Source organism: Alteromonas sp. CH_MED4-4, from assembly GCF_037029575.1.
GTDB lineage: Bacteria > Pseudomonadota > Gammaproteobacteria > Enterobacterales > Alteromonadaceae > Alteromonas > Alteromonas macleodii.
The window spans coordinates 10947-34202 of the sequence record NZ_JAYMEU010000007.1; the positions used below are offsets into that span (position 1 = coordinate 10947).

Annotated in this window: 19 protein-coding genes; 6 read left to right on the forward strand and 13 right to left on the reverse strand. The window is 45.8% G+C overall.

The annotated features are described in order from the left end of the window. Window positions 1-9: 9 nt before the first annotated feature. The 4 genes from WA381_RS06630 to rpsF form a co-directional block, all read right to left on the reverse strand. Window positions 10-3195: an efflux RND transporter permease subunit gene (locus tag WA381_RS06630; RefSeq protein ID WP_156087101.1), complete on the reverse strand. Its 3186-nt coding sequence runs from the start codon at window positions 3193-3195 to the stop codon at window positions 10-12. A 459-nt stretch (window positions 3196-3654) separates the two neighbouring features. Continuing rightward, a complete protein-coding gene (gene rplI, locus WA381_RS06635; protein WP_012519953.1) occupies window positions 3655-4107 on the reverse strand; it encodes a 50S ribosomal protein L9 in 453 nt (150 codons plus the stop codon). Between the two features lie 26 nt (window positions 4108-4133). Continuing rightward, complete coding sequence (gene rpsR / locus WA381_RS06640) at window positions 4134-4361, reverse strand: 30S ribosomal protein S18 (RefSeq protein WP_012519954.1); 228 nt, start codon at window positions 4359-4361, stop codon at window positions 4134-4136. 11 nt (window positions 4362-4372) lie between these two features. After that, window positions 4373-4774 carry a 30S ribosomal protein S6 gene (rpsF, locus tag WA381_RS06645; RefSeq protein ID WP_014951120.1) on the reverse strand — a complete coding sequence of 134 codons (402 nt, stop codon included), beginning with the start codon at window positions 4772-4774 and terminating at the stop codon, window positions 4373-4375. A gap of 246 nt (window positions 4775-5020) precedes the next feature. Between rpsF and WA381_RS06650 the strand changes: the two genes are divergently transcribed. The 3 genes from WA381_RS06650 to WA381_RS06660 all read left to right on the forward strand — a co-directional run bounded on the left by WA381_RS06650 (window position 5021) and on the right by WA381_RS06660 (window position 7647). Further along, the gene (locus tag WA381_RS06650; RefSeq protein WP_014951121.1) at window positions 5021-5308 is read left to right on the forward strand and encodes a YebG family protein; all 288 of its coding nucleotides are present in this window, start codon (window positions 5021-5023) and stop codon (window positions 5306-5308) included. Between the two features lie 222 nt (window positions 5309-5530). Next, window positions 5531-6334, forward strand: a complete 804-nt coding sequence (locus tag WA381_RS06655; RefSeq protein WP_156087103.1) for an ABC transporter ATP-binding protein — start codon at window positions 5531-5533, stop codon at window positions 6332-6334. Then, window positions 6334-7647: an ABC transporter permease gene (locus WA381_RS06660; RefSeq protein WP_156087105.1), complete on the forward strand. Its 1314-nt coding sequence runs from the start codon at window positions 6334-6336 to the stop codon at window positions 7645-7647. Before WA381_RS06655 ends, WA381_RS06660 begins: the two co-directional genes overlap by 1 nt. Before the next feature lie 117 nt (window positions 7648-7764). On the opposite strand, the gene WA381_RS06665 is transcribed toward WA381_RS06660, so the two are convergent. From WA381_RS06665 to WA381_RS06705, 9 genes are all read right to left on the reverse strand, one after another. Next, a complete protein-coding gene (locus tag WA381_RS06665; RefSeq protein WP_156087107.1) occupies window positions 7765-9348 on the reverse strand; it encodes a methyl-accepting chemotaxis protein in 1584 nt (527 codons plus the stop codon). Window positions 9349-9504: 156 nt separating this feature from the next. After that, entirely contained in the window at window positions 9505-11010 is a 1506-nt protein-coding gene (locus WA381_RS06670; RefSeq protein WP_061486743.1) for a sensor histidine kinase, read from the reverse strand. A gap of 87 nt (window positions 11011-11097) precedes the next feature. Further along, window positions 11098-12180 (reverse strand): methyl-accepting chemotaxis protein, encoded by a 1083-nt coding sequence (locus WA381_RS06675; RefSeq protein WP_156087108.1) that lies wholly within the window; start codon window positions 12178-12180, stop codon window positions 11098-11100. A 152-nt stretch (window positions 12181-12332) separates the two neighbouring features. Beyond that, window positions 12333-12734 (reverse strand): hypothetical protein, encoded by a 402-nt coding sequence (locus tag WA381_RS06680; protein WP_069945128.1) that lies wholly within the window; start codon window positions 12732-12734, stop codon window positions 12333-12335. Window positions 12735-12778: 44 nt separating this feature from the next. After that, on the reverse strand, window positions 12779-14158 hold the full coding sequence (locus WA381_RS06685) for a sulfite oxidase (RefSeq protein WP_069945129.1): 1380 nt from the start codon (window positions 14156-14158) through the stop codon (window positions 12779-12781). Further along, window positions 14158-15162 carry a YeiH family protein gene (locus WA381_RS06690; protein ID WP_014951129.1) on the reverse strand — a complete coding sequence of 335 codons (1005 nt, stop codon included), beginning with the start codon at window positions 15160-15162 and terminating at the stop codon, window positions 14158-14160. The genes WA381_RS06685 and WA381_RS06690 overlap by 1 nt, the downstream gene beginning before the upstream one ends. 6 nt (window positions 15163-15168) lie before the next feature. After that, entirely contained in the window at window positions 15169-16176 is a 1008-nt protein-coding gene (locus WA381_RS06695) for a TauD/TfdA family dioxygenase (RefSeq protein WP_197044429.1), read from the reverse strand. A gap of 9 nt (window positions 16177-16185) precedes the next feature. Continuing rightward, window positions 16186-17139 (reverse strand): aldo/keto reductase, encoded by a 954-nt coding sequence (locus WA381_RS06700; protein ID WP_404978303.1) that lies wholly within the window; start codon window positions 17137-17139, stop codon window positions 16186-16188. 354 nt (window positions 17140-17493) lie between these two features. Next, complete coding sequence (locus tag WA381_RS06705; RefSeq protein ID WP_014951132.1) at window positions 17494-18243, reverse strand: GntR family transcriptional regulator; 750 nt, start codon at window positions 18241-18243, stop codon at window positions 17494-17496. A gap of 99 nt (window positions 18244-18342) precedes the next feature. Between WA381_RS06705 and WA381_RS06710 the strand changes: the two genes are divergently transcribed. From WA381_RS06710 to WA381_RS06720, 3 genes are all read left to right on the forward strand, one after another. After that, a complete protein-coding gene (locus WA381_RS06710) occupies window positions 18343-19095 on the forward strand; it encodes a TSUP family transporter (RefSeq protein ID WP_156087379.1) in 753 nt (250 codons plus the stop codon). 116 nt (window positions 19096-19211) lie between these two features. Further along, the gene (locus WA381_RS06715) at window positions 19212-21278 is read left to right on the forward strand and encodes a glycoside hydrolase family 31 protein (RefSeq protein ID WP_156087112.1); all 2067 of its coding nucleotides are present in this window, start codon (window positions 19212-19214) and stop codon (window positions 21276-21278) included. Window positions 21279-21294: 16 nt separating this feature from the next. Continuing rightward, window positions 21295-23022: a solute:sodium symporter family transporter gene (locus WA381_RS06720; RefSeq protein ID WP_156087114.1), complete on the forward strand. Its 1728-nt coding sequence runs from the start codon at window positions 21295-21297 to the stop codon at window positions 23020-23022. Window positions 23023-23256: the final 234 nt, after the last annotated feature.

A 23256-nucleotide genomic window follows, 5' to 3' on the forward strand; every position in this document is an offset into this window, starting at 1 on the left:
GTCTTTTCCTTACACATGATCGTTGTATTTATTTTGTTTTACGGTGGATGAGGTAGTCGGCGAAGCGCCAGTGCTCTCTATGCGCTCGGCCAGGGGTTTGAGTATATTTACAGATGACGTTGAAGCCGTCATACGCAGCAAGGTAGGCAGTAATAGCAAGGTGAATATGGCACTCACCGTCATTCCTCCCACAATAACAGCCGCAAGACCTCGGTAAATAACGCTGCCTGCACCCGGTAGCAACAGCAGGGGCAGCATGCCAAAGATTGAAGTCAGCGTGCTCATAAAGATAGGCCGTAAACGTAGTTTGATGGCTTGTTCTACCGCGTCATCACGGGTCAGCCCTTCTTGCTCTCCTAGGCGAGTCTGATGCACGAGTAAAATGGCATTGTTCACCACAAGCCCTAGCAAAATAATAAAGCCAATCATGGTTAGCAGGTCCATGGGCTGGAAGGTAAAGATGTTCATGATACGAATAGCAATCACCCCGCCCACCGTGGCTAGCGGAATAGAAAGTACTACCAGCACGCTGTCTTTTAACGATTTAAACAACCCCGCCATTAACAGCAGTAGCAACACCATGGCAAATAGAAAGTTATCAGCCATCGAGGCAATAGCGCCTTTTAAGCTATCCGCGCTACCACCATAATTAATAGCGCCATCGGTAGGCATCATGGCCATAATGGCAGGTTCAACCTCAGAGGTAATCACTTTCATGGCTTCTTCTAAACTCATACCCTCTGGCGGATTTACGTTTAGCGTAAGGGTTCTTCGACCATCAATGCGCTGAATACGACTTGGCCCTACGGCTCTTTCAATACCTACCAGTTCGCCTAATTGCACCACCTCGCCTGATGGCGTCATGACTGGCGTGCTGTTTAAGTCTTCGGGTGTAAACCAGGGTACTGAGCGAAAGATAATATTCATGCGTTTGGTGCCATCGAAGTACTCCCCCACATACATACCATCACCCATGGCACGTACCAGATTCCCCATACTGCCCCGATTTAACCCGACTTCCATCATTCGGCTATCATTGGGGTAAAAACGAAGCTCTGGTTCAGCTTGCTCTAATGGAGGGTTCGAACGCGCATTCGCGTTAGGGAAAACTTCTCTCAACTTGTCTAAACCTGCTTGCGCAGCGATGCCGAGCATGGCTTGGTCGGTACCTTGAAGATGTATGTCGATTGAGCGACCGTTTCCAAAGCCACCAAACAAATTGCCTTGTTGTGAAAAGGTTTGTGTATCCGGCAAATCCTTTAAAATTTCATCGCGAACAATGGCTTCTAACTCTTTGACCTTAGACTGATCTTTAGCGCGCACACCCAAATTTCCGCCATTTGGCCACGTAATAATGTAGTAGTTTTTCAGCGCTGGCTGCTTTTCTCCGTCCATATAGGGCTGCAGTCGTTCAACGATAATTGGCATCACTTCTTCACTAATAAAGTTTTCACTGGCACCCGCAGGCAAACTTAAGAAGGCGTCAACGGCATCGCGTTTTACGGGCGGTAAATAATCCATGGAAGGCATAAGCAAAACACTACCTGTAATAGGCACGCCCATGAGTGTTATGACTAATACGAGGCGGCGAAGCGGCGTACTTGATAGCGACATAATAGCGCGGGTTATCTTAGCCCATACCCGCTGTAAGCTATCAGCTGGCATGTTGCCATTAAGGTATCTAGCGGCAACGACGGGCAATACCGTTACCGCAACCACTAGCGACATACACACTGCAATGGCAATGGTAAGAGCGAGGTCAGCAAACAATTGCCCTTCAACATCTTCCAAAAACATGACGGGAATAAAAATAGCAACGGTGGTGGCTGTTGACGCCATGAGGGCACCAAACACTTCTTTCGTTCCCCGATGGGCACAATCCTCCATGTGCGTTTGTGAATTTGGGTCTTTATTTTCGATTTCGGCTTCGGCGCTCTTGCGCGTTCTTACAATGTTTTCCAGCACGACAATAGCGGCATCTAGCACCATACCTACCGCGAAGGCGAGTCCTGCCAGTGAAATGATATTGAGCGAGCGACCGGTAAGTTGAAGCACCACAAAAGTGCTAAGTAGTGAGATAGGAATGGCCAATGCCACAATGAGCGTTGCCCGCAGCTGGCGCATAAAGAGCCAAAGCACGGCAATGGCAAGCAGCACGCCTATAAATAAATTGCTGGTAACTAGCTGCACCGCTCTATAGATAAACACTGAGGCATCGAAGCTTTGCGCCATTACTAACTGTTCAGGGGCCAAGTCCTGTTCGTTTATTTGTGCAACTTTTGCTTTTACGGCTTCTAAGGTAGCTAAAACATTGGCGTTGTTTTGTCTGTCTACGCGAATAGATATAGCCGGATTGCCGTTTTGTACACTGTAGTTTGCACCGTCAGCGCGGGTGATTTTAATTTCGGCAATGTCATTTAGCGTGATAGGGCTGCCGTCTCGCCATTCGAGGATCATTTCACCCATTTGCGTAGGCTCGTAGCGACCTTCAAAACGCAGGGTATAGCGTCTTCTGCCCACATCGACAAAGCCACCTGAAATATCATTCGCACGCCCCAACTCGTTGGCAACTGCCGTTAGGTCAATGCCTAACTGCGCCGCTTTAAACGGGTCGAAAACAATTTGAAACTCCTCAACGCCGCCAACCCCGCTTTCCATACGCGCCCTTGCAACGCCCGGGATAGATTCAAGCTGAGGTTTAATGACATCGGTAAAAAAGGTTACATAGGTATTAATTTCGTTTGGATTGCCCGGAAGGCGCTGAAGAAAAAAGTAGGTCAAAGCGGGGGCGTCTCCCCCACTTCCAGCAAGCATAATATTAGGAGACAAGGCATCGCGAGGTAGTGGCGGTACGCGATTCATGCGGCTAATCACTTCAATGAGCGTTTTCTGCATGTCCGTATCTAAACCAAACTCTAGATTAATCCACGCATTACCTTGGTTTGCCCATGCATTCATCGACTCAAGGCCAGGGATCCCTTGCAGCACTTCCTCTTGAGGTTCAATGATCTCCGACTCAATTTCTTGGGGCGAAGCAGCGCGCCACGAGGTCTGGATGTTAATATTCGGTCTTTCAATGTCAGGAAACAGCTGTACCGGTAAATTAAACAGGCTATATAGCCCTAAAAATACCAGCAGTGTTATTCCTATACCTACCCCAGTCGCGTTTTTTATTGCTTGCTTAGTGATGTCCATAATATGGCACTTATGCTTTTTATTGTTTGGTTTACTATAGGTCGCAGGAATGACAGAAAAAGTTTAAAGCCATGACACTAAGAATTTCAGCGATTATTAACATTTTGTTTAAATACCGTTTAAAAAACGTTATTTATCGCAGATGAGTGGACCTCAAAAATACGCCATTTGTCGGCGCTGGACATATTTGCTTACACCCATCGTTAATTAGGCGTCGCGACGTGGAGTGAGGGTAGGGATATTTTAAACTCGCCCTTCGGGAAGGTCTGGCAAGCTTCACTCTGGGAATTTGAAAAGCAACGGCCATTCCTGCATTCCCACGCTTTGTTAGGAAACTTGCCAGCGCCTTCTGGGTGGGCAATCATCTATGCGGATTGGTATTGGTCTTTAAGTATCGAACAAAAATTTAGAGCAAAAAAAAGCCGCTCTAGGAGCGGCTTTTTTCAAATACGTCAGCGATTACGCTTCAGCAATGATGATCACTTTGATTGAAGTGATAACGTCAGAGTGAAGTTGTAAGTCGATGTCATACTCACCAGTCTCACGAAGAGTACCAGTAGGTAGTTTAACTTCTGCTTTTTGTACTTCAACGCCAGCTGCAGTGATTGCATCAGCGATGTCACGAGTACCAACAGAGCCAAATAGTTTACCTTCGTCACCAGCAGGAGCTGCGATTGTAACTTCAGCAAGCTCAGCAACTTTTTCAGCGCGTGCGTTAGCAGCAGCTAGTTGCTCAGCAATTTTCGCTTCAAGTTCAGCACGACGTGCTTCGAACTTTTCAACGTTGTCTTTAGTTGCAGGAACCGCTTTACCCTGTGGGAAAAGGAAGTTACGAGCGTAACCAGACTTAACAGTCACTTGGTCGCCCAGGCCGCCAAGGTTGGCGATTTTATCTAGTAGGATGATATTCATCTTAGCTAACCCTTATATTCGCCAAATTACTTGTGTGAATCAGTGTACGGAAGCAACGCAAGGAAACGTGCGCGCTTGATCGCAGAAGACAGCTGACGCTGATATTTTGCGCTTGTACCAGTAATACGGCTAGGGACAATTTTACCGCTCTCAGTGATGTAGTTCTTAAGAGTAGCGATATCTTTGTAATCAATCTCAGTCACACCTTCTGCAGTGAAACGGCAGAACTTACGACGTCTGAAAAAACGAGCCATGGGTGATCTCCTTAAGCGTTGTCTTCAGTGGTTTCAGTTTTCTTTTCCGCGCGATCTTGGCGAGGAGCAGAATCGTCACGACGCTCACGACGAGGCTCTTCTTTCATCATTGGAGAAGGCTCAGTCACAGCAGTCTTAGTGCGCATAACCATGTTACGTAGGATCACGTCGTTGAAACGGAAAGCATTTTCCAATTCATCAACAGCTTCTGCAGACGCTTCAGCATTGATTAGTACGTAGTGGGCTTTGTGCAGCTTTTCAATTGGGTAAGCCAGTTGACGACGGCCCCAATCTTCTAAACGATGAATCTGACCACCGTCTTGCTTTAGGATTGTGGTATAACGCTCGATCATACCAGGTACTTGTTCACTCTGATCAGGGTGAACCATAAATACGATTTCGTAATGACGCATTATAGCTCCTTACGGTTGTAGCCTCGACAGTACAGCCGACTGTATGGAGACAAGGAACGAATTGGGATGGCTGTAAGGGCGCGCATTATACGCAGCAGTTACTAATTGCACAAGCATTAATCACCTTTAGAACAATCATTTGCCCTTTCCCCAAACACTACGCTCAGACATTTAATCAAAATACTGTTTATTTATACAGTAAAATACTGTACAGTTTTTGTGTCTTTAATAAACAGGGGACCTACCATGGCCATTACCACACAGTATGTTGTTACGCACAAAGGGGTAGAAAAATTGGTAACTACCGACAAAAAAGAAGCCGATCAGTATGACAAAATGCTCGATGCAGCAGATAACCTTGCTGACTACATTCATGCGAAGGGCATCAAGCTAGACGATAGCGTAGTGGAAGAGCTCACCATCATGCTGTCTAAAAACAAAGATAAAATCAGTAAGATTTTCAAAGGCGCTACCGCAGAAAGCGTATTAGAAGATGAAAGCGCAGAAGTGGTAAAGCTACAAGCTAACGGCTGATAATTTAGGCGCGCCTCTCTTTTGCGTCGTTATGATGAGCAATTAATAAGAGCAATTGCCGCTTTAGGCTGATGAGATCTGATAGCATAGCTATAAGCAAAAATGTTATTTGATAACATTACCTCAACGCGGCAATGTGTTTTCTCTGGTTTTTAACTGGGTGAACAGACGTGTCGCTTTTGCTAATGTGAACATAAGACGTAAATACAGGTCGGGCTTAGCGTGAATACCATCAATAAAAACAATAGCACTCACTCCCAGCGCAACGCAGTGTATGAAGAGCACAACGCAGTGAATAAAGAGCGTAACACAGCGATTGAAGTTAGCAATTTACAGTTTTCGTACACCAAAGAAAGTGCCCCCATCATTGACATTAAAGCGTGGCAAGTTTCGCAAGGTGAGCACGTTTTTCTCTCAGGGCCTTCGGGTAGCGGAAAGAGCACATTGCTCAATTTGCTGTGCGGAACATTAACTCCAACTCAGGGCGACATTGCCTTATTAGCGCAGCCTTTCTCCACATTATCGAACCGACAGCGGGACAAGTTTAGAGCACGCAATATCGGCGTTGTTTTTCAACAATTTAATCTTATTCCCTACCTTTCTGTGGCACAGAACATTAATGCGGCGGTGTATTTTGCAAGTACAAACGTCAGCAAGACAGCATCAGACGCAAAGCTTCGTCATTTACTGGACAAGCTACAGCTGCCTTCTCACGTGCTGCATGCGAAAGCTGACGCATTGAGTATTGGTCAGCAGCAGCGCGTTGCCATTGCCAGAGCACTGATTAACGACCCACAATTATTAATTGTCGATGAACCTACCTCTGCCCTAGATACCGATGCCAGAGATAGTTTTATGTCGCTGCTAAAAGACGTTGCAGGTGAAAGCACCATGATTTTTGTTAGTCACGATAAAGCCATGGAGAGTTATTTCGACCGCCACTGCAGCATGAGTGAATTAAGCCCAAGTACAAACCACATAAAAACGCGAGGCGCTGAGGCCCCAAAAGCACAGGAGCGTGCGTAATGCTAAGTACCATTGCTATTGAAAGCTTAAAGCGCAGGAAAACAACGGCAATCCTCACACTTTTAAGCATTACCATCAGCATTAGTTTACTTTTGTGCGTGGACATTATTCGCACCCAAGTTAAAACCAGTTTTACGCGCACCGTTTCTGGTGTTGATCTTATTGTTGGCGCACCAAGTGGACAGCTTAATTTACTCCTGTCATCAGTGTTTAATATAGGCACTCCCACCAAAGGTATTGAATATAAAAGTATTGCGGCGCTTCAATCTAACAAGCAGGTATCGTGGCTTATCCCGCTATCTTTGGGTGATACCCACAGAGGTTTTAGAGTAGTAGGTACGACCAACAGCTTTTTCGACCACTTTAAATACGGTGATATGCAATCACTTGAAATGGCAGCAGGCTCGACATTTACGCAGCCACTGTCTACCGTTATTGGCGCAGACATCGCCAAATCATTGGGGTACAAGGTAGGAGATAAGATTATTATTTCCCATGGTCTGGGTAGCGTATCGTTCAACAACCATGATGATCACCCTTTCACTATCTCAGGCATAGTTAAGAAAACCGGTACGCCCGTAGATAAAGCCGTATACGTTACCCTACAGGGACTTGAAGAAGCCCACACAGGACCTAAACATTCCCCCACCTCAATGTTAGGTCATAAATCTGCTGACAAGGCGAACGAGCATGAGCATGAGCATGAGCATGACGAGCATACAAAAGAACATGCAGTTTACAATAGCGAAGCGTTTACGCCTGAGTCAGTATCCGTGGTGATGCTGGGGCTTAAACATCGGGTAACTGCACTGCAGCTTCAGTATCAAATTAATCAAAGTAAAAAAGAGCCGCTAATGGCTATTCTACCGGGCATGGCACTCGCAGAACTTTGGCAAATTATGGGAAATGTTGAATCGCTATTGCTTGGCCTTTCCGGTCTTATCGTCATCTGCGCGCTAATTGGGCTTGCGACTATGCTGCTGGCAACGATGAGAGAGCGTTATCAAGAAATCGCCGTTTTACGAACTATAGGCGCAGGACCGTTTACCTTACTGCTACTCATACAGATTGAAGCGATGCTGCTTACGATTGTGAGTGCCGCACTGAGTTTAGGCTTGGTAGCTGGGCTTATGAGCGCACTAAAACCTTGGTTAAGCAGTACCTATGGATTGTTTTTAAGCAGCCCGCTGTTTGGACAAAGCAGTGTCATTATCATTTTACTGATACTGGGGTGCACATACTTGGTTTCGCTATTCCCCGCTGTGGCGGCCTACAGACGCGGCCTACACGCGGGACTAAACGCGAACTCATAAATACCCATGCCTACAGCGTTGTTTCGGGTTTTATAGGCTTCTATTTAGCCCCACATCTGTGCGCCAATAGGCAATAGGTCTTTTAATGGAGCGAGCTTAAGCGAGCTGGAGAGAGTATTACTCTCCCACTCGCTTATCTGTACTGAAACGCAATATTAGCTCGTGAACCTGATTAACCGTTGCGCGCAAATCGTGGCTTGCTGCAAGCGATGCTTCAGATGAACGCTGGGTTTCAGACGCGCCGTCAGCGACTTCTACTAACTGCTGGTTAATATGCTCTGCCACCGTGCTTTGCTCTTCTACCGCTGAAGACATCTCTACCGTGGCATCAGCGATACCTTTCACTGCATTGTTAATTTCAAACAATGCACCTCGGGTTTCTTCTACTATAGCGCTGCCGTGCTCAGCTGAAGCTAGCCCTTCCGTCGATACCCTTACAGCTCGATCAGAACGCTCAGCCAATTCATTAATGATGTTGTGGATTTTATCGGTCGATTCGCGAGTTTTCGAAGCTAAAGTACGAACCTCATCGGCAACAACCGCAAAACCTCTTCCTTGTTCGCCAGCCCTTGCAGCTTCGATCGCAGCATTAAGCGCTAACAGGTTAGTTTGCTCAGCGATGGTCGAGATGATATTGGCCGCTTCGCCAATATCGCTGGTTGACTGAGCCAACTCTGTCACTGTGGTAGAGATAGACTCAACCGCCTCGCGTAAGGCGACAATCGCCTGCATGGCTTGTTCTGCTTTTTGGTTGCCTGTCTCTACATTAGATGCCGCTGTCCTTGCGCTCTTTGCGTTACTTTCTACTCGTTCGGCAACTTCTTGAATCGCTTGACTCATTTGCGTTACCGCAGACGCAATTTGCTGTGTAGCTTGATTTTGCTGAACAACCGCGGCACTGGTGCTTTCTGCTTGTTGATGCGTGGTGTTAGCAATTGATTCGAGCCCCGCTGACGCATCTTTAATTCGGGTTAATGCCGTGCGATTTCTGGCAAGTTCACACCCCAGTGCAAGTTTGGCTTGGCTTATGTGAGGGGGGTCTGGGAAGTAGGTTTGTGCCACCGTTTCATTAGCGTAGCTTTCTGGGCTAAGAGAAAGCAGCGCGCCCCAGTCTTTTCTTGTCTTGGTTTCTTGAGCAATCATTAAAACTACAGCTCCAAGCAGCGCAATACCTGCCGCTGCCCAACCATGGGTAAACGCGAGTACTAAAACAAGTAGGGTGCTTAACAGTATTGTTGGCGCCATGTGCATGAGGCCTTGCCCCAGTCGCGACATCGGCGATACCGCAGATTTTCCTTCCTGCATTCTGGCGTAAACACTAGATGCGCGTGCTATTTCGTCATTTAACGCCGGCACTCGAACAGATTCGTAGCCTACTACTGACTTACCTTCATAAACGGGAGTCACAAACGCCGAAACCCAATAGTGATCGCCATTTTTTCTTCTGTTTTTGACTAACCCAATCCAGCTTTGCCCTGATTCCAAAGTACGCCACATTTCTTTGAAGACAGGAGCAGGCATATCTGGATGACGGATAATGTTGTGATTTTTGCCAATGAGCTCTTCGCGACTGAAGCCACTTGCTTCTACAAATGCGCTGTTACAATGCTGGATTACACCGCGCTTATCGGTAGATGAAATAAGACGATGATGTGCGGGAAACTTGTACTCTTTTTGGGTAACTGGCTGATTATTTCTCATTGGGTGCTTTCTCCATGTAGCAAAGCAATCATCCGTTAATCGTAGGAAATGTTGCTTACCTCCTAAGACTAGAACATAAACAAATTCTGTCTAGCAGGAAGAAAAAATTAGAGAAATTCTATATTCTATCAGCTATTTAGGAAAGCAATTTATACTTTAGGCTAGAGGTAACAAAACGGTAACGCGCGTACCCTTTCCTTCTTCGCTAGTGATATTTATCTTTCCGTTGTGCTCTTCAACAATAGTCATGGAAATAGACATTCCCAACCCTGTTCCCTCGCCGGGTGGTTTAGTTGTAAAAAAGGGCGTGAATATTCTATCCAGTGTTTCTTTCGACATACCAATACCCTCGTCTTCTACGATAAGCATGGCGCTTTTGTCATCTTGCTGCACTTTTAGTGTTATGGACTTCCCTTCTGGTGTTGCATAAATAGCATTGGTCACAAAGTTAACCAACACCTGCTGGATCTGTCCTGCATTACCAAGGAAATAGACATCCTTATCGGGTACTTCTACATTAAGTTTGTTTTTGTACCTGTGCAGGTTATTCGTGAGCTTGATCACCGTGTTCATGGCGTCAATGGCACTAATTTGTGTATGCTTTCCTGAACCAGGATACGAAAAACTTCGCAGCGCTTTTACAATTTCAATAATACGTTCAATGCCCTCGTGAGATTCATTGAACATCTCTGTAATTTCGCTCGCACTTTCTTGTAGTGAAAAGCGTTTTTCCAGCGCCTCGAACTGCGACTCTACCTCTCCACCAGCAGTGCGACAAAGCTTGCCTATTTCTTCTAACGCGTGTTGATAATCGCTAAAAATTTCTTTTGCAACCACCGTATTGCTTCGAACATAACCGATAGGGTTATTGATTTCGTGTGCTATACCCGCAGCAAGTTGCCCCAACATCGCCATCTTGTCTGCACTAACCAGCCTTTCTTCTAGAAAGTCTCTGTCTTTTTTAACCGAACTCAATTCTATTTGCCGACTGGTGAGCTCAGTTTTTTTGTTCTGGTAACGAGACGTAATGTTTAGATAATGTTTGGTGGTATCAAGAACGTGTAGCGTTTCTTCTTCTAAGTGATCGTCTTTGGTAAGCAACACGAGCCAAGCGAATTCGCCGTCTGCCATTTCATGCATAAAGTGAAGTAGCCTTGCTTCTTCTTTTGTATCTGGTCGCTGCACTGCATTAACGCACCAGTGGGAATAGCTCTCGCGCAGTGTCAGAGGGGTTTCGTCTTTGAGAAGTTTGGCGAGCTCGGGAGAGCTATACCATCCATTTTCGTGAGATAGCACCTGGCTATCATCCCCCACCGTTAGCGCTTCACCTTCTACAATAAATGCTTTTCCACAATGGGCACCGCTAAATTCAACCGCCGATTCCAGCGCAGAAAATATAAAACTCTTACCCGGCTGAGCATTTGAAAGCTGTGATGCGGCTCGGTTAAGGTACAACAACTCCCTTTCCCGCTGTTTTGAATCTTTTAAGGCTTTTCTTAGCGCTTGATTCGCTAAGTAAGCATCTTGTGAGTAGGTTTCAAGAAAAGACTCTGCGTTTTTACGCGCTATTTTTTGACGTTTAAGCTGTCGTTCTAAAGAGTTAACGCGGGCTTCCAGCGCTAGAATGCGCTCTTGTTCGGTGGAATACGATGTTTCACTCACCAAAAAGCCCTCCGTTTAGGGCGCCGCTATGAATTCGGGCGCCACGCTTTTCAATAGGGCCAGTTGAACCGCAAGGCTCTACGGGCGCTAATTAACTAGCCTATCAAGTAGTGTTAGTACTCTCTCACTGGCTTGTTCCATTTCCATAAGCTTAGCATCTGCCTCAGCATTGTTGCCATTTTGTTTAGCTAGAACGGCAGCGATACCGCTACTATGCACTTTTGCATGCGGCGCTTCAATCTCTCTGAATGCCGTTGTTTGGCCAATTGCTTTGTTAGCATTGTCACTATACCACTGCCCAAGGCGGCAGTTCTTATGATCGCCAAAGTCCGCCACAGATTTATTGCTGTAGCCGCACAGCAATGCATAAACCTCGGCCTTCCACACTACATGATCCAATTTTACTGTTTGAATGAACGTAGCAATTGCGCCTTCGCTAATGGTGGACTTCATACTGTCACAGTGTTGCACCATAACTTCGTAGCTGCCATTTAGCTGATTAATGCCGGTCTCTAGCTGCTCGTTGTTTCCGCGCAGCTCATTGACACCTGAAACCGCTTTGGAAGTAGACTGAATTATACCGTTCACCAGCTCAGATACTTCTGTTGCTGATTTGTTGGTTTCTGTCGCCAATGCACGTACTTCATCAGCAACAACACTAAACCCGCGGCCTGCATCGCCTGCTCGCGCAGCTTCGATAGCAGCGTTTAGCGCAAGTAAGTTAGTTTGATCAGAAATACTCGTAATAGTAGTAACAAATTTATTAATGTTATCTGCTGTCGTTGATAGCCCCGATATACGTTCGCTCATGCTGCCCATTTGGACATTAAGCCCGCTCATGTCGGTAACAATTTTGCTTAATGTAGTCGCAGAATCACTAAACAACTCATTAATATTAGCAACAGACTGGTTCTCAGCATCGATACGTTGATAAGTAGACAACACCGTTTCACGAATACCTTCTAATTGACGCATTGCATCAACAATGCACTTCATTACAACGGAATCGTTCGACGATGCATGCTGGCCGTTTGCAGCCTCAATGGCATTAATGAGTTCACTATTTTCTGCCTCTAAAACGTCAATTTTGTCTAAGGCTTCTTGCACTCTTGCTTCTAGTTTACGTACTTGCGCTTCTTTTTCTTCGTATTTACTGCGAGATACAAACATGTGTGGTTACCGATATGTTTTTTATAGAGTTATTTTGTTCAGATTAACAGATATCCAGACCATTTAACTATTAGTCTGAAGTAGCGTTATGCTATGAGTATCGGCGGAATATTGAAAAACTGATGAAATAAAACGCTCGGTTGAGACGAGCTTTATTTTTGTGGCAGTAGATGCGGCTCTAGGGGCGGGCGACGGGCGCCTTTTTTAGGACCATACCACAACGTCAGATAGTCTAGGATAGCGGGCTCCGCATCACCTAATGGCCATAGCTTTTGCGTGTCTTGCATCCATCGAATAGTTTCAAGCCACCTCTCTCTGCTCATTGCGTTCTGTGTAATTAGTGAAGGCGAATGGCATGCGCTACAGTGTGCAACCACTAGATTATAGCCGGGCGCTACAGTAAGACCTGACTGGGGGTCAACAGACACAGTCGTGGCGTCAGCGGAATGCATACTTGAGCCGCTATTTTTATCGCTACTTTCATTGATGGCCGCAACCAGTGGTGTGCTAACTAACCCTGCCATAATAGAAACAAAAACGAATAGACGGCGCATGCGAGCGCTCCATATCTCAAACGCGTTACTCGGTACCATGTGTTTTACACAACCCGCACAGCAATGCGATGGCAGGCATTGTTTAAGTAGCCTTTTGGATTCCAGCCCGGCAATACCATAGGTTGTGCTTTTCCATTTTCATCTACGGCTTTTGCCCATATTTCGAAATAACCTTGTTGAGGAAAGGCTATTTTTGTAGTGAATTGCTGCCATGCATGTCTATTTACGGGAAGCGTGAGCTCTGCTATTTGCCACGTTTGTCCGAAATCAATAGATGTGTACACTTCAGCCACTTTACCCTCGCCACTCCATGCATGACCGCGCACGCTTAGTTTCTTGGCCAAAGGATGATCAGTGCCCGATTGTGGAAAAGTAATGAGTGACTTAATAGGCATAGCTTCAATGATACACATATCTTCATCGGCTACTTTCGCCCCCGGAGCAACGGGTTTACAAGGGAGTCGGTACGCTTTGCCCAGCATTTTTGCACCGTCATGCACGCGGTCTCTGACCACTATCTTCTTAAGCCACTTACCAGACGTAGACGCTGGCCAACCACCAAAAACCAGTCGGAGCGGATAGCCATTCATTAAAGGCAGAGGTTCATCATTCATTGCCCATGCAATCAACGACTCATCTTCCATCGCTTTGTTTATCGGCACCCCGCGAGAAATAGCCGCTTTGCCCGGTGTACGGCTTAAATGCTGGTCATCACCATAATAGCCAATGTAAACAGCGCTATCTTTTACGCCCACTGACGTGAGTACATCTTTAAGCCTTACACCTGTCCATTTAGGGCATCCCACAGCTCCGGTAGTCCATTGGTTCCCCGTCGCTGCTGGCGAGAACTCGGCACGTCCATTACCGCCGCATTCCAGCGTTAGTTGGTATGAGTAATGTTTGAATTGGGTTTTGAGCTCTTCCAACGTGAAGGTTTTTGACTGCTCGGCCGACTCCCCTTCAATAGTAAGCGTCCACGTACTCGCGTCTGGCTTTTGCGGGGGAATACCATTATTCCTTACGAAAAATCGAGAGGCAGGCGTAACCGCATCATCAAGTAAGTGCGCTGGCGTTTCAGCGTTAATTGGCCGGTCGTTAAGTATTGTTAGCCCGTCTTTTCCCTCGATAGAAAAAGGCGTGTTCGACTGAGCAAATGCAGCGGGAATAAGTCCTGCTGGCATGAACTGACCGTAAACGACTTCAGCACCAAGTAGCAAAGACAGAGACTTCAGACCTTTGATAAAACCACGCCGAGTCAGCGCGTTGCTAGTTCGCTGAAAAACCTGTTCGTCGGCCTTTACAGGGTCCTTAGCGTACAGTTCGTGAAGGCCATGTTTTTTCACTGCTACCACCTCGTCATTGAGTGCTTTGTGTATTAAGAGTGCATTAAGAATAATTGTGATAAATCGCGCAAAAAATCCCACTATATTGCGAACAAATAGCCCAATATAAGCAGTGCAATCCACAGCGTTTCTGCCACAATCATCACAATTGGCAGCATACCGACTTCGGCTAACTTACCAAGGTTAGACTTCATACCGATTGCCGTAATTGAAACGACTAAGAAGAAGCGTGATATCTGGGTCCCCGTTTCAATAACTACTTCGGGTAGGGTTACAAAGCTGTTGAGTAACATAAGTACAATAAAGCCAACTAGAAACATCGGCATTTTAGGCACTTGCGCCCCGTCAGCCTGACTTTTGGCTTTGTAAAAGTGTTTAATGGCAATCATCATAATGAGTACCACTGGCATTAGCATGGCTACTCGTACCAGCTTGGTCAGTGTCGCCATGTCGCCTGCACTGTCAGACACCGAGTAACCTGCCCCCACAACTTGCGCCACATCGTGAATAGTGCCGCCTAAGAAAATGCCAGCTTCCGTATCATTCATGCCCAACTGCGCCGCCACAATTGGGTAGAGCACCATGGCGATGGTCGACATAGCGGTTACGCCAATAACCGTCAGCAACGTGTCTCTTTCGTGGTTTTCTCCCTTGGGAAGAATGGTGGAAATGGCGAGAGCCGCAGACGCACCACAAATGGCTACTGAGCCTCCCGTTAATGCACCAAAACGCTTTTGTAACCCGAGTAATTTGGCGAGACCCACTCCGACAATAATTGTTGTGAGTATGGCAGCGGCCAGCATAAGAGCGGTCTGCCACCCAAGTACCGCTAAGTCACCTAGCGCAATGCGTAGACCAAGCAGAACAACTCCAGCGCGAAGAAGAGTACTTGCCGTGAAATCGATACCACACGCACAGGGCGTATCGTTCTGATACAAAAACGATACGGCCATACCCAAAAGTAATGCGAACAACATAGCAGGGGCATTGTAATGCTCACTCAAAAAGAGCGCCGCCATACCGGTAATGGTTGCAATTCCCAGCCCGGGCCAAATATTTTTACATTTTACTGCTATATCGTTCATTTTCTTTTATCGCTCTGAGGCCACAAGCGCAACAAGCACTACGCGCTTTCGCTCGCCAGAATAAGGGCGGCGGCCATGCATTGCACGGTAATTGTCAACAATAGCCACGTCACCATCTTGCCACTCTAAGTCAAAGGTGTAAGTTTCAGACAGTTCTGCAACGCGCTCTAAACCGGCTTTAGGAATTGCATTTCCATCGCCAAAAGTAATTGCCGACGACGGGTTTTCCCTTACGCCTTTCCATCCCATATACGCAGCTATTAGCTGGTTATAGAACACTTCTGAGCCATCACTAAGTTCGATAACCGCAGGTAAGACAGGCGTAATGGCTCTTAGACTACCATCCTCCAACCATTGCCAGGTGTATCCTAACTCTTTTAATTTAGCTTCTGCCTCTTCTAATGACTCAACGCTTAGCGTGCTTTTCCAGCTTCTTCCTTGGCCAGAGTTGGCATCATTGGCTGCTGGCATAGTAGTCGTATATTTAAGGCCTTTCTCTTTAAAGTCTTTAGCAAGCGCAGGATTTTCTTCCTTCAATGCTTCAAACAATTTGTCGGAGCGACACAAAGGCGTTGCTCCCCCCTCATCCGCTGCAGTCTTACAAAAGAAAAACAGCTTGCTAGGTGAAATAGGCGTCTGCGCCATTTCATGATGTAGAAAAATTTCTACGTCTTTCGGCGCTTCATTTGCTGTGAATACGCGCTCAGTAAAGTTAATACGCACGGCATTAGACAACGACTCCTGATAGGTAAAGTTAGGATAGCCGAAGCCTGCTGAGAAAACGTCAAAGGTCTCTGCGGAATCAATTGGAAACCCTCGGAAAAGTAGTGCTCCCGACTTTGCAAGTTTTGCTTCAAGCTCTGATTGATTTGCTTTTACAAATGCAACGGTCTCTTCTACCGTTGTACAACCCTCGTTGTTCACGACTATTTCAGGGAACACACCGCCGTTATAATTGTGCTGAGTAGGTACACTTGCGTAGGCTACCGCAGAGCTGTCATTGACGTTTTTCATAGCTAACTCCTAGTCGTAAATAGGGTGGAAACGGTTAAAGGCAGCTTCGCAGAAGTGCCCTGGATCGTTAAATCTGCGATTTACGTTCAATGCAGATATTGCCTGCATTTCACTGTCGCTGAGTGAGAAGTCAAAAAGTGCGAGGTTTTCTTTCATACGCTCAACTTTTGACGTTTTTGGAATGATGGCGTTACCGCGCTGAATTCCCCAACGCAAGACAACCTGCGCGGGCGTTTTACCATGGGCTTCTGCCGCGGCTTTTACTACGCTTTGCTCAAGCACTGATTCCGCCTGATCAGCCATTTCAAGCTCTAGATAAGATAAGGCACCTAGCGGAGAGAAGGCCGTCACCTCCAGTCCATAGTCTTTTGCCAAACGAATTAGTTGCTCTTGCGTAAGGTACGGGTGAGATTCAATTTGCAGCATGGCTGGCTTAATACGCGCATAGCTCATCAGGTCGTTAAGCAAACCGGTGTTGTAATTACACACACCAATTTGTTTTGCTTTTCCGCTATCGGCAAGCGACTCCATTGCCTCCCATGTCTTATGCAAAGGTACAGGCGCGAGTTCCATTTTAGGCTCGGCAGCATCAGGTTCGTAAAACCATTCTGGTGGATAACGGGTCTCGATAGGCACAAATTTCTGCGCTATCGGGAAATGGATCAGGTATAAGTCTACATAATCTAACTGTAAGTCTGACAAGGTTTTTTCTAAAGCAAGACCCACGTGCTCAGGGGCGTGAAAGGTATTCCATAGTTTAGAAGTAACCCAAAGCTCTTCTCTGGTGCACAAGCCTTCATCAATCGCTCGCTTAATGCCTTCACCCACTTCCTTTTCATTGCCGTAATCAGCGGCACAATCTAAGTGTCGATAGCCAGCCTTAATCGCTTGGTACGTGGTTTCCGCACATATGGCAGTATCGACCTTCCAAAAACCAAAACCTACCTCTGGTATCTTATTAATTGTTTCATTCACCTTAGAATTCGTTGCTTTAAGCTAGTACGGACTTTCTCTTAAACGTACTGCAAAGATAAAAAGCCTCGGTTTACTTTTGCAGTATGCTCTTGTATAACTTTAGCTTAAAACTTTAGTCTTGTATAAGACATAAGTTATTACACAGATATACCGATGTCAACAAAGTGTTAACAAACTTAATGAAAAGTTTGGAGTGCAATAAAAAGAAATGTCTAGCGGTGGCATAACAAGGTAAAGCGTTACCTTGTTATGCTAGGTGTTCGAGAGTCGGTAAGAAACAATTTGATAGGAACGGACGTTTAAAACGTTGTGGTTGAACGGTTTGGCGTTGATAGCAAAGGATTAATCAAGTTCAACTTGGTAATGGTAGTGGTCAGTTCTACATTTGCTTTCACGATATTCAATGAGTTTACCGTCAATAGACTCAGTGACGCGCGTAACCATAAGTAACGGCATTCCTTTTTCGATACCTAAGCTTTTTGCATCACTTTTTGAGGCCAAAACCGCTTTAATGCTGTCACGGGTCTTAAATACAGTTTGGTTATAGTCCGTTTGATAAAAATGATACAGAGTATGCGGAATATCTTCTCGCTTCTCGATGTCAGGAAATCGCTTAGACGGTAAATAAATAGTTTCAAGCATACAAAATTCGTTATCGAGAATTCGCCTACGCTTAAGCTTCACTACTTTGTCTTTAGCGGTAATTGATAGTGCAGTTTGGACACTTTCAATTGGCTCGACCAGCTCTTTACTTAACAGTTCAGCTTTGGGTAGGTCAGCACCTTTTCCGTCAGCTTGTAACGGAAAGAAACGAAACAGCGCATCTTGTGCCGTATGCTCAGAAACAAATGTACCGACCCCCTGACGACGGGTTACAATTTTGGTATCTGTCAGCAATGTTAGCGCTTTGCGAACGGTTCCTTGGCTAACATTGAATTCGTCAGCAAGCTTAAACTCACTAGGTAGCATCTCGCCTGGTTGCCAACGGCGCTCGACAATAAGCTGCTTAATGTATTCAGCGACTTGTTGATACAGCGGCTGAAAGGCAAGACTTGGACCGCTGAGTTTGTGATCGAATTGAGATGAAGACATGAACCCTAACCTAAACGCTTAATTTTTGTTGTTATATCATACACAAGAGTTATAGCGCACTTTTGATATAAATCACATACATTGCAGGAATTACACGTGATGCTTTTGGAAACACTGCTTCCCATGTTTGCGCTATTAGGGCTTGCGACACTGCTACAGACCTTAAGCGGGTTTGGTTTTGGCCTTATGGTGGTATCAAGCTTTACGTTATTCGGCATCTTGCCGCTTACGGCGACCACCTTTATGGTGAGTTTTCTAAGTCTTTTCAATTCCATCAGCTTAGTAGTGAAAAACACGGAGCAAATAAATAGACGTGCTTTCACTATTATACTGGTTAGCGGTATACCATTTATGGCTGTAGGCTACGCATTGTTGGAATACCTGTCCGTTGGGATGGCAACTTGGCTCAATTTACTGCTTTGCTTGGCTATTCTCAGCTGCTGTGGCCTTTTATTAATAAAAAGAAAGCGGACACAGCCATCTGGTCGCGCATACGGTTTTTCTATCGCTGGCGCTCTAGGTGGATTGCTAGGTGGTCTTTTTTCTACCTTTGGCCCACCTGTGGTATTTCAGTGTTATCGACAAACCTGGCCAATTAATGAAATCAGGATAACGCTGCTGGCCGTATTTAGTGTTACCTCACTTATACGCCTTGCCATAATACCGTTTGGTACTTTGCCTTCAACAGAAGTGTTTCTGTCTGCTGTTTTTGCCATTCCCGTCATTTTAATTTTCACGCGATTAGGACGAATTCTCGCTGCTCGCGTATCCGCTGCCGCTGTTCGACTGTTAGCCTTAACCATGCTTGCATTAAGTGGCGTAACCCTTATTGTCCAAAATATCAGTATCTAAGACGGCTTGATAGTGAACGCGGATCTAAATCTTCATAATTTTCTAATTGCAGATTGACACCCAAGTTACATTTCATTAACTTATGTCTTATATAAGACATGAAGGGTAATGTAGAAATGAGTAACGCGTTTTGTGTAAATGAGCCAGAATGGAACGATATTAAAGCCGCTGACATTACTGAGCAGCCCTTTTTGTCGGATGATAAGACACTTATTGTCCCCACCCAATATGGTGAGTTGAGTCTAAGTATTAGTCAGTTTGGTTTACGCATTCAAAGTAACGTAAATGCAGCAGATGATTTTGGTATGCTTACTCAAGCGCCGGAGAGGCTATCGCTAGTACTTTCCGGTGATCAGTCTCACAGCACCCTGGCAGCAGGCGATTATCGATTAGAAGTTTTTGCCGCACCTCTTCATTTCAAGCTGTATAAAAATGACGTTTTAGTTCAGCAAAGCGCCACCGACGGCCACTTTGTACGTCAGCATCGCTTACCGCCATTCGCTAAAACCGACAAAGGTTGGTTAGTAAGTTTAGAGCTTAGCTACGACGAAGCCGTTTATGGTCTTGGAGAGAAATGGGGCAAGCTTGATAAACGCGGCCAGCTAATTCGCTCATACAACCACGACGCTTTAGGCGTAAACGCTGAAAAGTCTTATAAAAACACACCTTACGCATGGAGTCCTGAAGGCTGGAATTTGTTTGTGCACACTCCAGCCCCCGTCACCCATGGAGTCGGCTACGCACTTTGGTCACAGCGAGCTTATGTGTGCTTAGTTGAAGATAACGTACTCGACATGTTCTTGTTCCATCAAGACTCGCCAGCTAAATGCCTTCAAACCTACAGTGAGTTAACAGGCTTTGCGCCAACACCTCCAACATGGAGCTTAGGCGTAATCCTGTCTAAAGCGTATTATAAAGACGCCGACGAGCTACTAGCCGTTGCCCGCGAAGTGCGCGAAAAGAATATGCCTTGCGATGTTATTACCCTTGATGGCCGCGCATGGCAAGACACAGATACTCGCTTTGCTTTTGAGTGGGACCCTAAACGCTACGCCGATCCTCAGCCGGTTATTGATGAACTTAAAGCGTTAGGCTTTAAGATTTGCGTATGGGAATACCCCATGATTTCAGTGAAAAACCCCCTTTACAAAAAGGCGGCCGAAAAGGGTTGGCTGATAAAGGACAAACGCACTGGCGAAGCGTACCGCTATGCGTGGGACTTAAGCCCATTTGGCGAAGTACTTACGCCTTTGCCAGACTCAGGTATTTTAGACTTTACCAACCCTGAAGCTTACGAGTTTTGGAAAACGTCGCACAAACCTTTATTTGACCTTGGTGTAGATATGATAAAGGCCGACTTTGGCGAACAGTTGGAAGACGACAATATGCTGTCGTATAGCGGTGATTCAGGTAATCGTCTACATAACGTTTACAGTATGCTTTACAACCGCTGTGTGTACGAGGCTGCCGACGCTTACTGCAAAACAGGTCCTTTCCTATTTAGCCGCTCAGCTTGGACAGGAAGTCAGCGCTACCCATCACAATGGGGCGGTGACCCGCAAGCCGACTGGCATGGCCTAGCCGCAAGTATTCGTGGCAGTTTGTCTTGGGGTATGTCAGGCGGGCCGTTCTTCGCTACCGATATAGGCGGTTTTTACAAAGACACCCGAGATGCAGAACTTTACGTAAGATGGGCACAAGCATCAGTGTTTAGTGCCCATATGCGATTGCACGGTATTGGCCCTCGTGAACCCTGGTCCTACGGCGATGCCGCCTCCAATGCAGTATTTGAGGCCCTTAAGCTAAGATATAAGCTTATTCCATACCTAAAGGAAACCGCAGAAAAAGCATCACAAACAGGACTTCCGGTTCAGCGCGCCATGGCGTTAGCCTTCCCTGAACAGCCGCTTTCTCATGGTTTTGAACAACAATTTATGTGCGGTGATGACCTACTTGTTGTGCCTTGCGTGGTGCCCGGCGGAAAAATTAAATACTACTTACCAAAAGGTGAATGGATACGTTTTGGTACCGAAGAAGTCGTGCAGGGTGAGCAATACAGAGAAGAAATACTTGCGCTTAACGATGTGGCGGTGTTCATCCAAAAAGGCAGTCGCATTGTAATGGGCCCAGATGTTCAACATACCGATATGGATATGTCGAACACCACACATTGGCCAGCGTAGCGCATAGGAGCAGTTCATGGATATCACCCTTACCCTATTGTCATGCATGGCTTTTATGGCACTGGTTGCCGTTATTTCTTACATGAAAACAAAAGGGGAAGTAAACACGCAAGACGGGTACTTCCTTGCAGGAAGAGGGTTGACCGGCACTTTTATTGCTGGGTCCATGATCCTTACCAACCTTTCCGCAGAGCAGCTTATTGGATTAAATGGCTCTGCCTTTGGGTATAACTTAAGCGCCATGGCGTGGGAAGTTACCGCTGGTATCTCTACCATTATTATGGCGCTTATTTTCTTGCCTCGTTACTTAGCGGGCGCTTTCTCCACCCTACCTGAGTTTTTACGCGACCGTTTCGACGATAGCGTTCGCAGAATGACGGTAGTTTTGTTTATGGTGGGGTATTCGTTAGTTACCATTCCATCGGTGCTTTACTCTGGCTCTATTGCCGTGCTTAGGCTTTTTGATGTACCGGGGCTTTTCAATGTAAGCTATGAGGTGGGACTGGTACTTACCATCGTCATAGTCGGTACGATTGGCGCTCTCTATGCCATTTTCGGTGGTTTAAAAGCGGTAGCCGTATCAGACACGATTAATGGAGTTGGCCTTTTAATTGTGGGTTTATTGGTTCCCGTTCTTGGCTTGGTGGCCTTAGGCGACGGCAGCTTTAGCCAAGGTCTATCTACTATTGCTACAACGGAAACTGAAAAGCTCAATGCTATCGGTGGACCCGACGATCCTGTTCCTTTTGGTACTATTTTCACGGGTATGATTTTAGCCAATTTGTTTTACTGGGGTACTAACCAATACGTAATTCAGCGAACCTTAGGCGCGAAAAATCTGGTTGAAGGCCAAAAAGGAGTGTTGTTCTCTGGCTATTTTAAAGTGCTTGTGCCCTTTATGATGATGTTACCAGGCGTGATTGCTTATCACTTATATCAAGACGAAAATCTTCAAACCATCGATCTTGCCTACCCTCATTTAGTTAAAGATGTACTTCCACAGTATTTGTCGGGTTTCTTTTTAGCAGTATTGCTTGGTGCGGTGTTTAGCTCTTTTAATTCATTGCTTAACAGTGCTGCCACCCTATTTTGCTTAGACGTATACAAGCCCTTCAAAAAAGACAAAGTGAGCGACGAAAAGCTTATTCGCGTTGCCAAGATCACCAGTATTGTTATTGCTGTGCTCTCTTTTATCACGGCGCCGTTGCTTATGTTTGCCCCTGAAGGATTGTGGCAAATCATTCGCATATTTACCGGCTTTTACAATATTCCCGTTATCACTATTGTGCTTGTTGGCTTATTTACAAAACGCGTTCCTGCGCTGGCGGCAAAAGTCGCGATTATCTTCCACGTAATTGCCTATGGGCTGCTTAAGTTTGTATGGGAAGTCGATATTAACTTTATCCATATCTACGCCATTTTGTTCGCTATTGAATTGGCTATTATGTTGACTATAGGCAGGCTCTACCCAATGACTACTCCATGGCATTTCACTGCAAAGGCTGAAGTCAATATGACGCCATGGCGCTATGCCATTCCCTGCGCCATCGTGCTTGTTGGCCTTATCGCAACGCTTTACCTGATGTTCTCTCCTGTAGGCTTTGTGAATGGACTAAGCAACGCGTTTGTCCCTGCACTAGTCGGCTTGTGGGCAATATGTTTCGTGGCAATTGGTATAAGTCTGAAATGGTGGCGAGTAAAGTATGAGCAAGGCTTGAAGCGCCTTGCTTCTCAGCACGCCTAACTCTTCTTCATCATTTTTGTATAGAAAAAACGCAAAAAAATTAACATAACGTTTGCAAACAGCTTAACAATTGTTTAACTTAATCACTCTTATATAAGACATCAGATGCAAGATATCTTTTATATAGAAGACCGTATTTTTAACGCTATTGAATTTTGCTACTGAAAGAATAATACGCGTAGCGCTGTACCCTACGCAGCCAGAATAAAAAACGAAACGCCGATTGCTTGCTCA

Excerpts from the sequence above, each read along its gene's own strand:
- WA381_RS06665 (WP_156087107.1), bottom strand. The coding sequence starts at position 9,348 with ATGAGAAATAATCAGCCAGTTACCCAAAAAGAGTACAAGTTTCCCGCA.
- WA381_RS06705 (WP_014951132.1), bottom strand. The coding sequence starts at position 18,243 with ATGTCTTCATCTCAATTCGATCACAAACTCAGCGGTCCAAGTCTTGCC.
- WA381_RS06690 (WP_014951129.1), bottom strand. The coding sequence starts at position 15,162 with ATGAACGATATAGCAGTAAAATGTAAAAATATTTGGCCCGGGCTGGGA.
- WA381_RS06660 (WP_156087105.1), top strand. The coding sequence starts at position 6,334 with ATGCTAAGTACCATTGCTATTGAAAGCTTAAAGCGCAGGAAAACAACG.
- WA381_RS06675 (WP_156087108.1), bottom strand. The coding sequence starts at position 12,180 with ATGTTTGTATCTCGCAGTAAATACGAAGAAAAAGAAGCGCAAGTACGT.
- rpsR (WP_012519954.1), bottom strand. The coding sequence starts at position 4,361 with ATGGCTCGTTTTTTCAGACGTCGTAAGTTCTGCCGTTTCACTGCAGAA.
- WA381_RS06695 (WP_197044429.1), bottom strand. The coding sequence starts at position 16,176 with ATGAAAAACGTCAATGACAGCTCTGCGGTAGCCTACGCAAGTGTACCT.
- WA381_RS06710 (WP_156087379.1), top strand. The coding sequence starts at position 18,343 with ATGCTTTTGGAAACACTGCTTCCCATGTTTGCGCTATTAGGGCTTGCG.
- rplI (WP_012519953.1), bottom strand. The coding sequence starts at position 4,107 with ATGAATATCATCCTACTAGATAAAATCGCCAACCTTGGCGGCCTGGGC.
- WA381_RS06715 (WP_156087112.1), top strand. The coding sequence starts at position 19,212 with ATGAGTAACGCGTTTTGTGTAAATGAGCCAGAATGGAACGATATTAAA.
- WA381_RS06680 (WP_069945128.1), bottom strand. The coding sequence starts at position 12,734 with ATGCGCCGTCTATTCGTTTTTGTTTCTATTATGGCAGGGTTAGTTAGC.
- WA381_RS06630 (WP_156087101.1), bottom strand. The coding sequence starts at position 3,195 with ATGGACATCACTAAGCAAGCAATAAAAAACGCGACTGGGGTAGGTATA.
- rpsF (WP_014951120.1), bottom strand. The coding sequence starts at position 4,774 with ATGCGTCATTACGAAATCGTATTTATGGTTCACCCTGATCAGAGTGAA.
- WA381_RS06720 (WP_156087114.1), top strand. The coding sequence starts at position 21,295 with ATGGATATCACCCTTACCCTATTGTCATGCATGGCTTTTATGGCACTG.
- WA381_RS06650 (WP_014951121.1), top strand. The coding sequence starts at position 5,021 with ATGGCCATTACCACACAGTATGTTGTTACGCACAAAGGGGTAGAAAAA.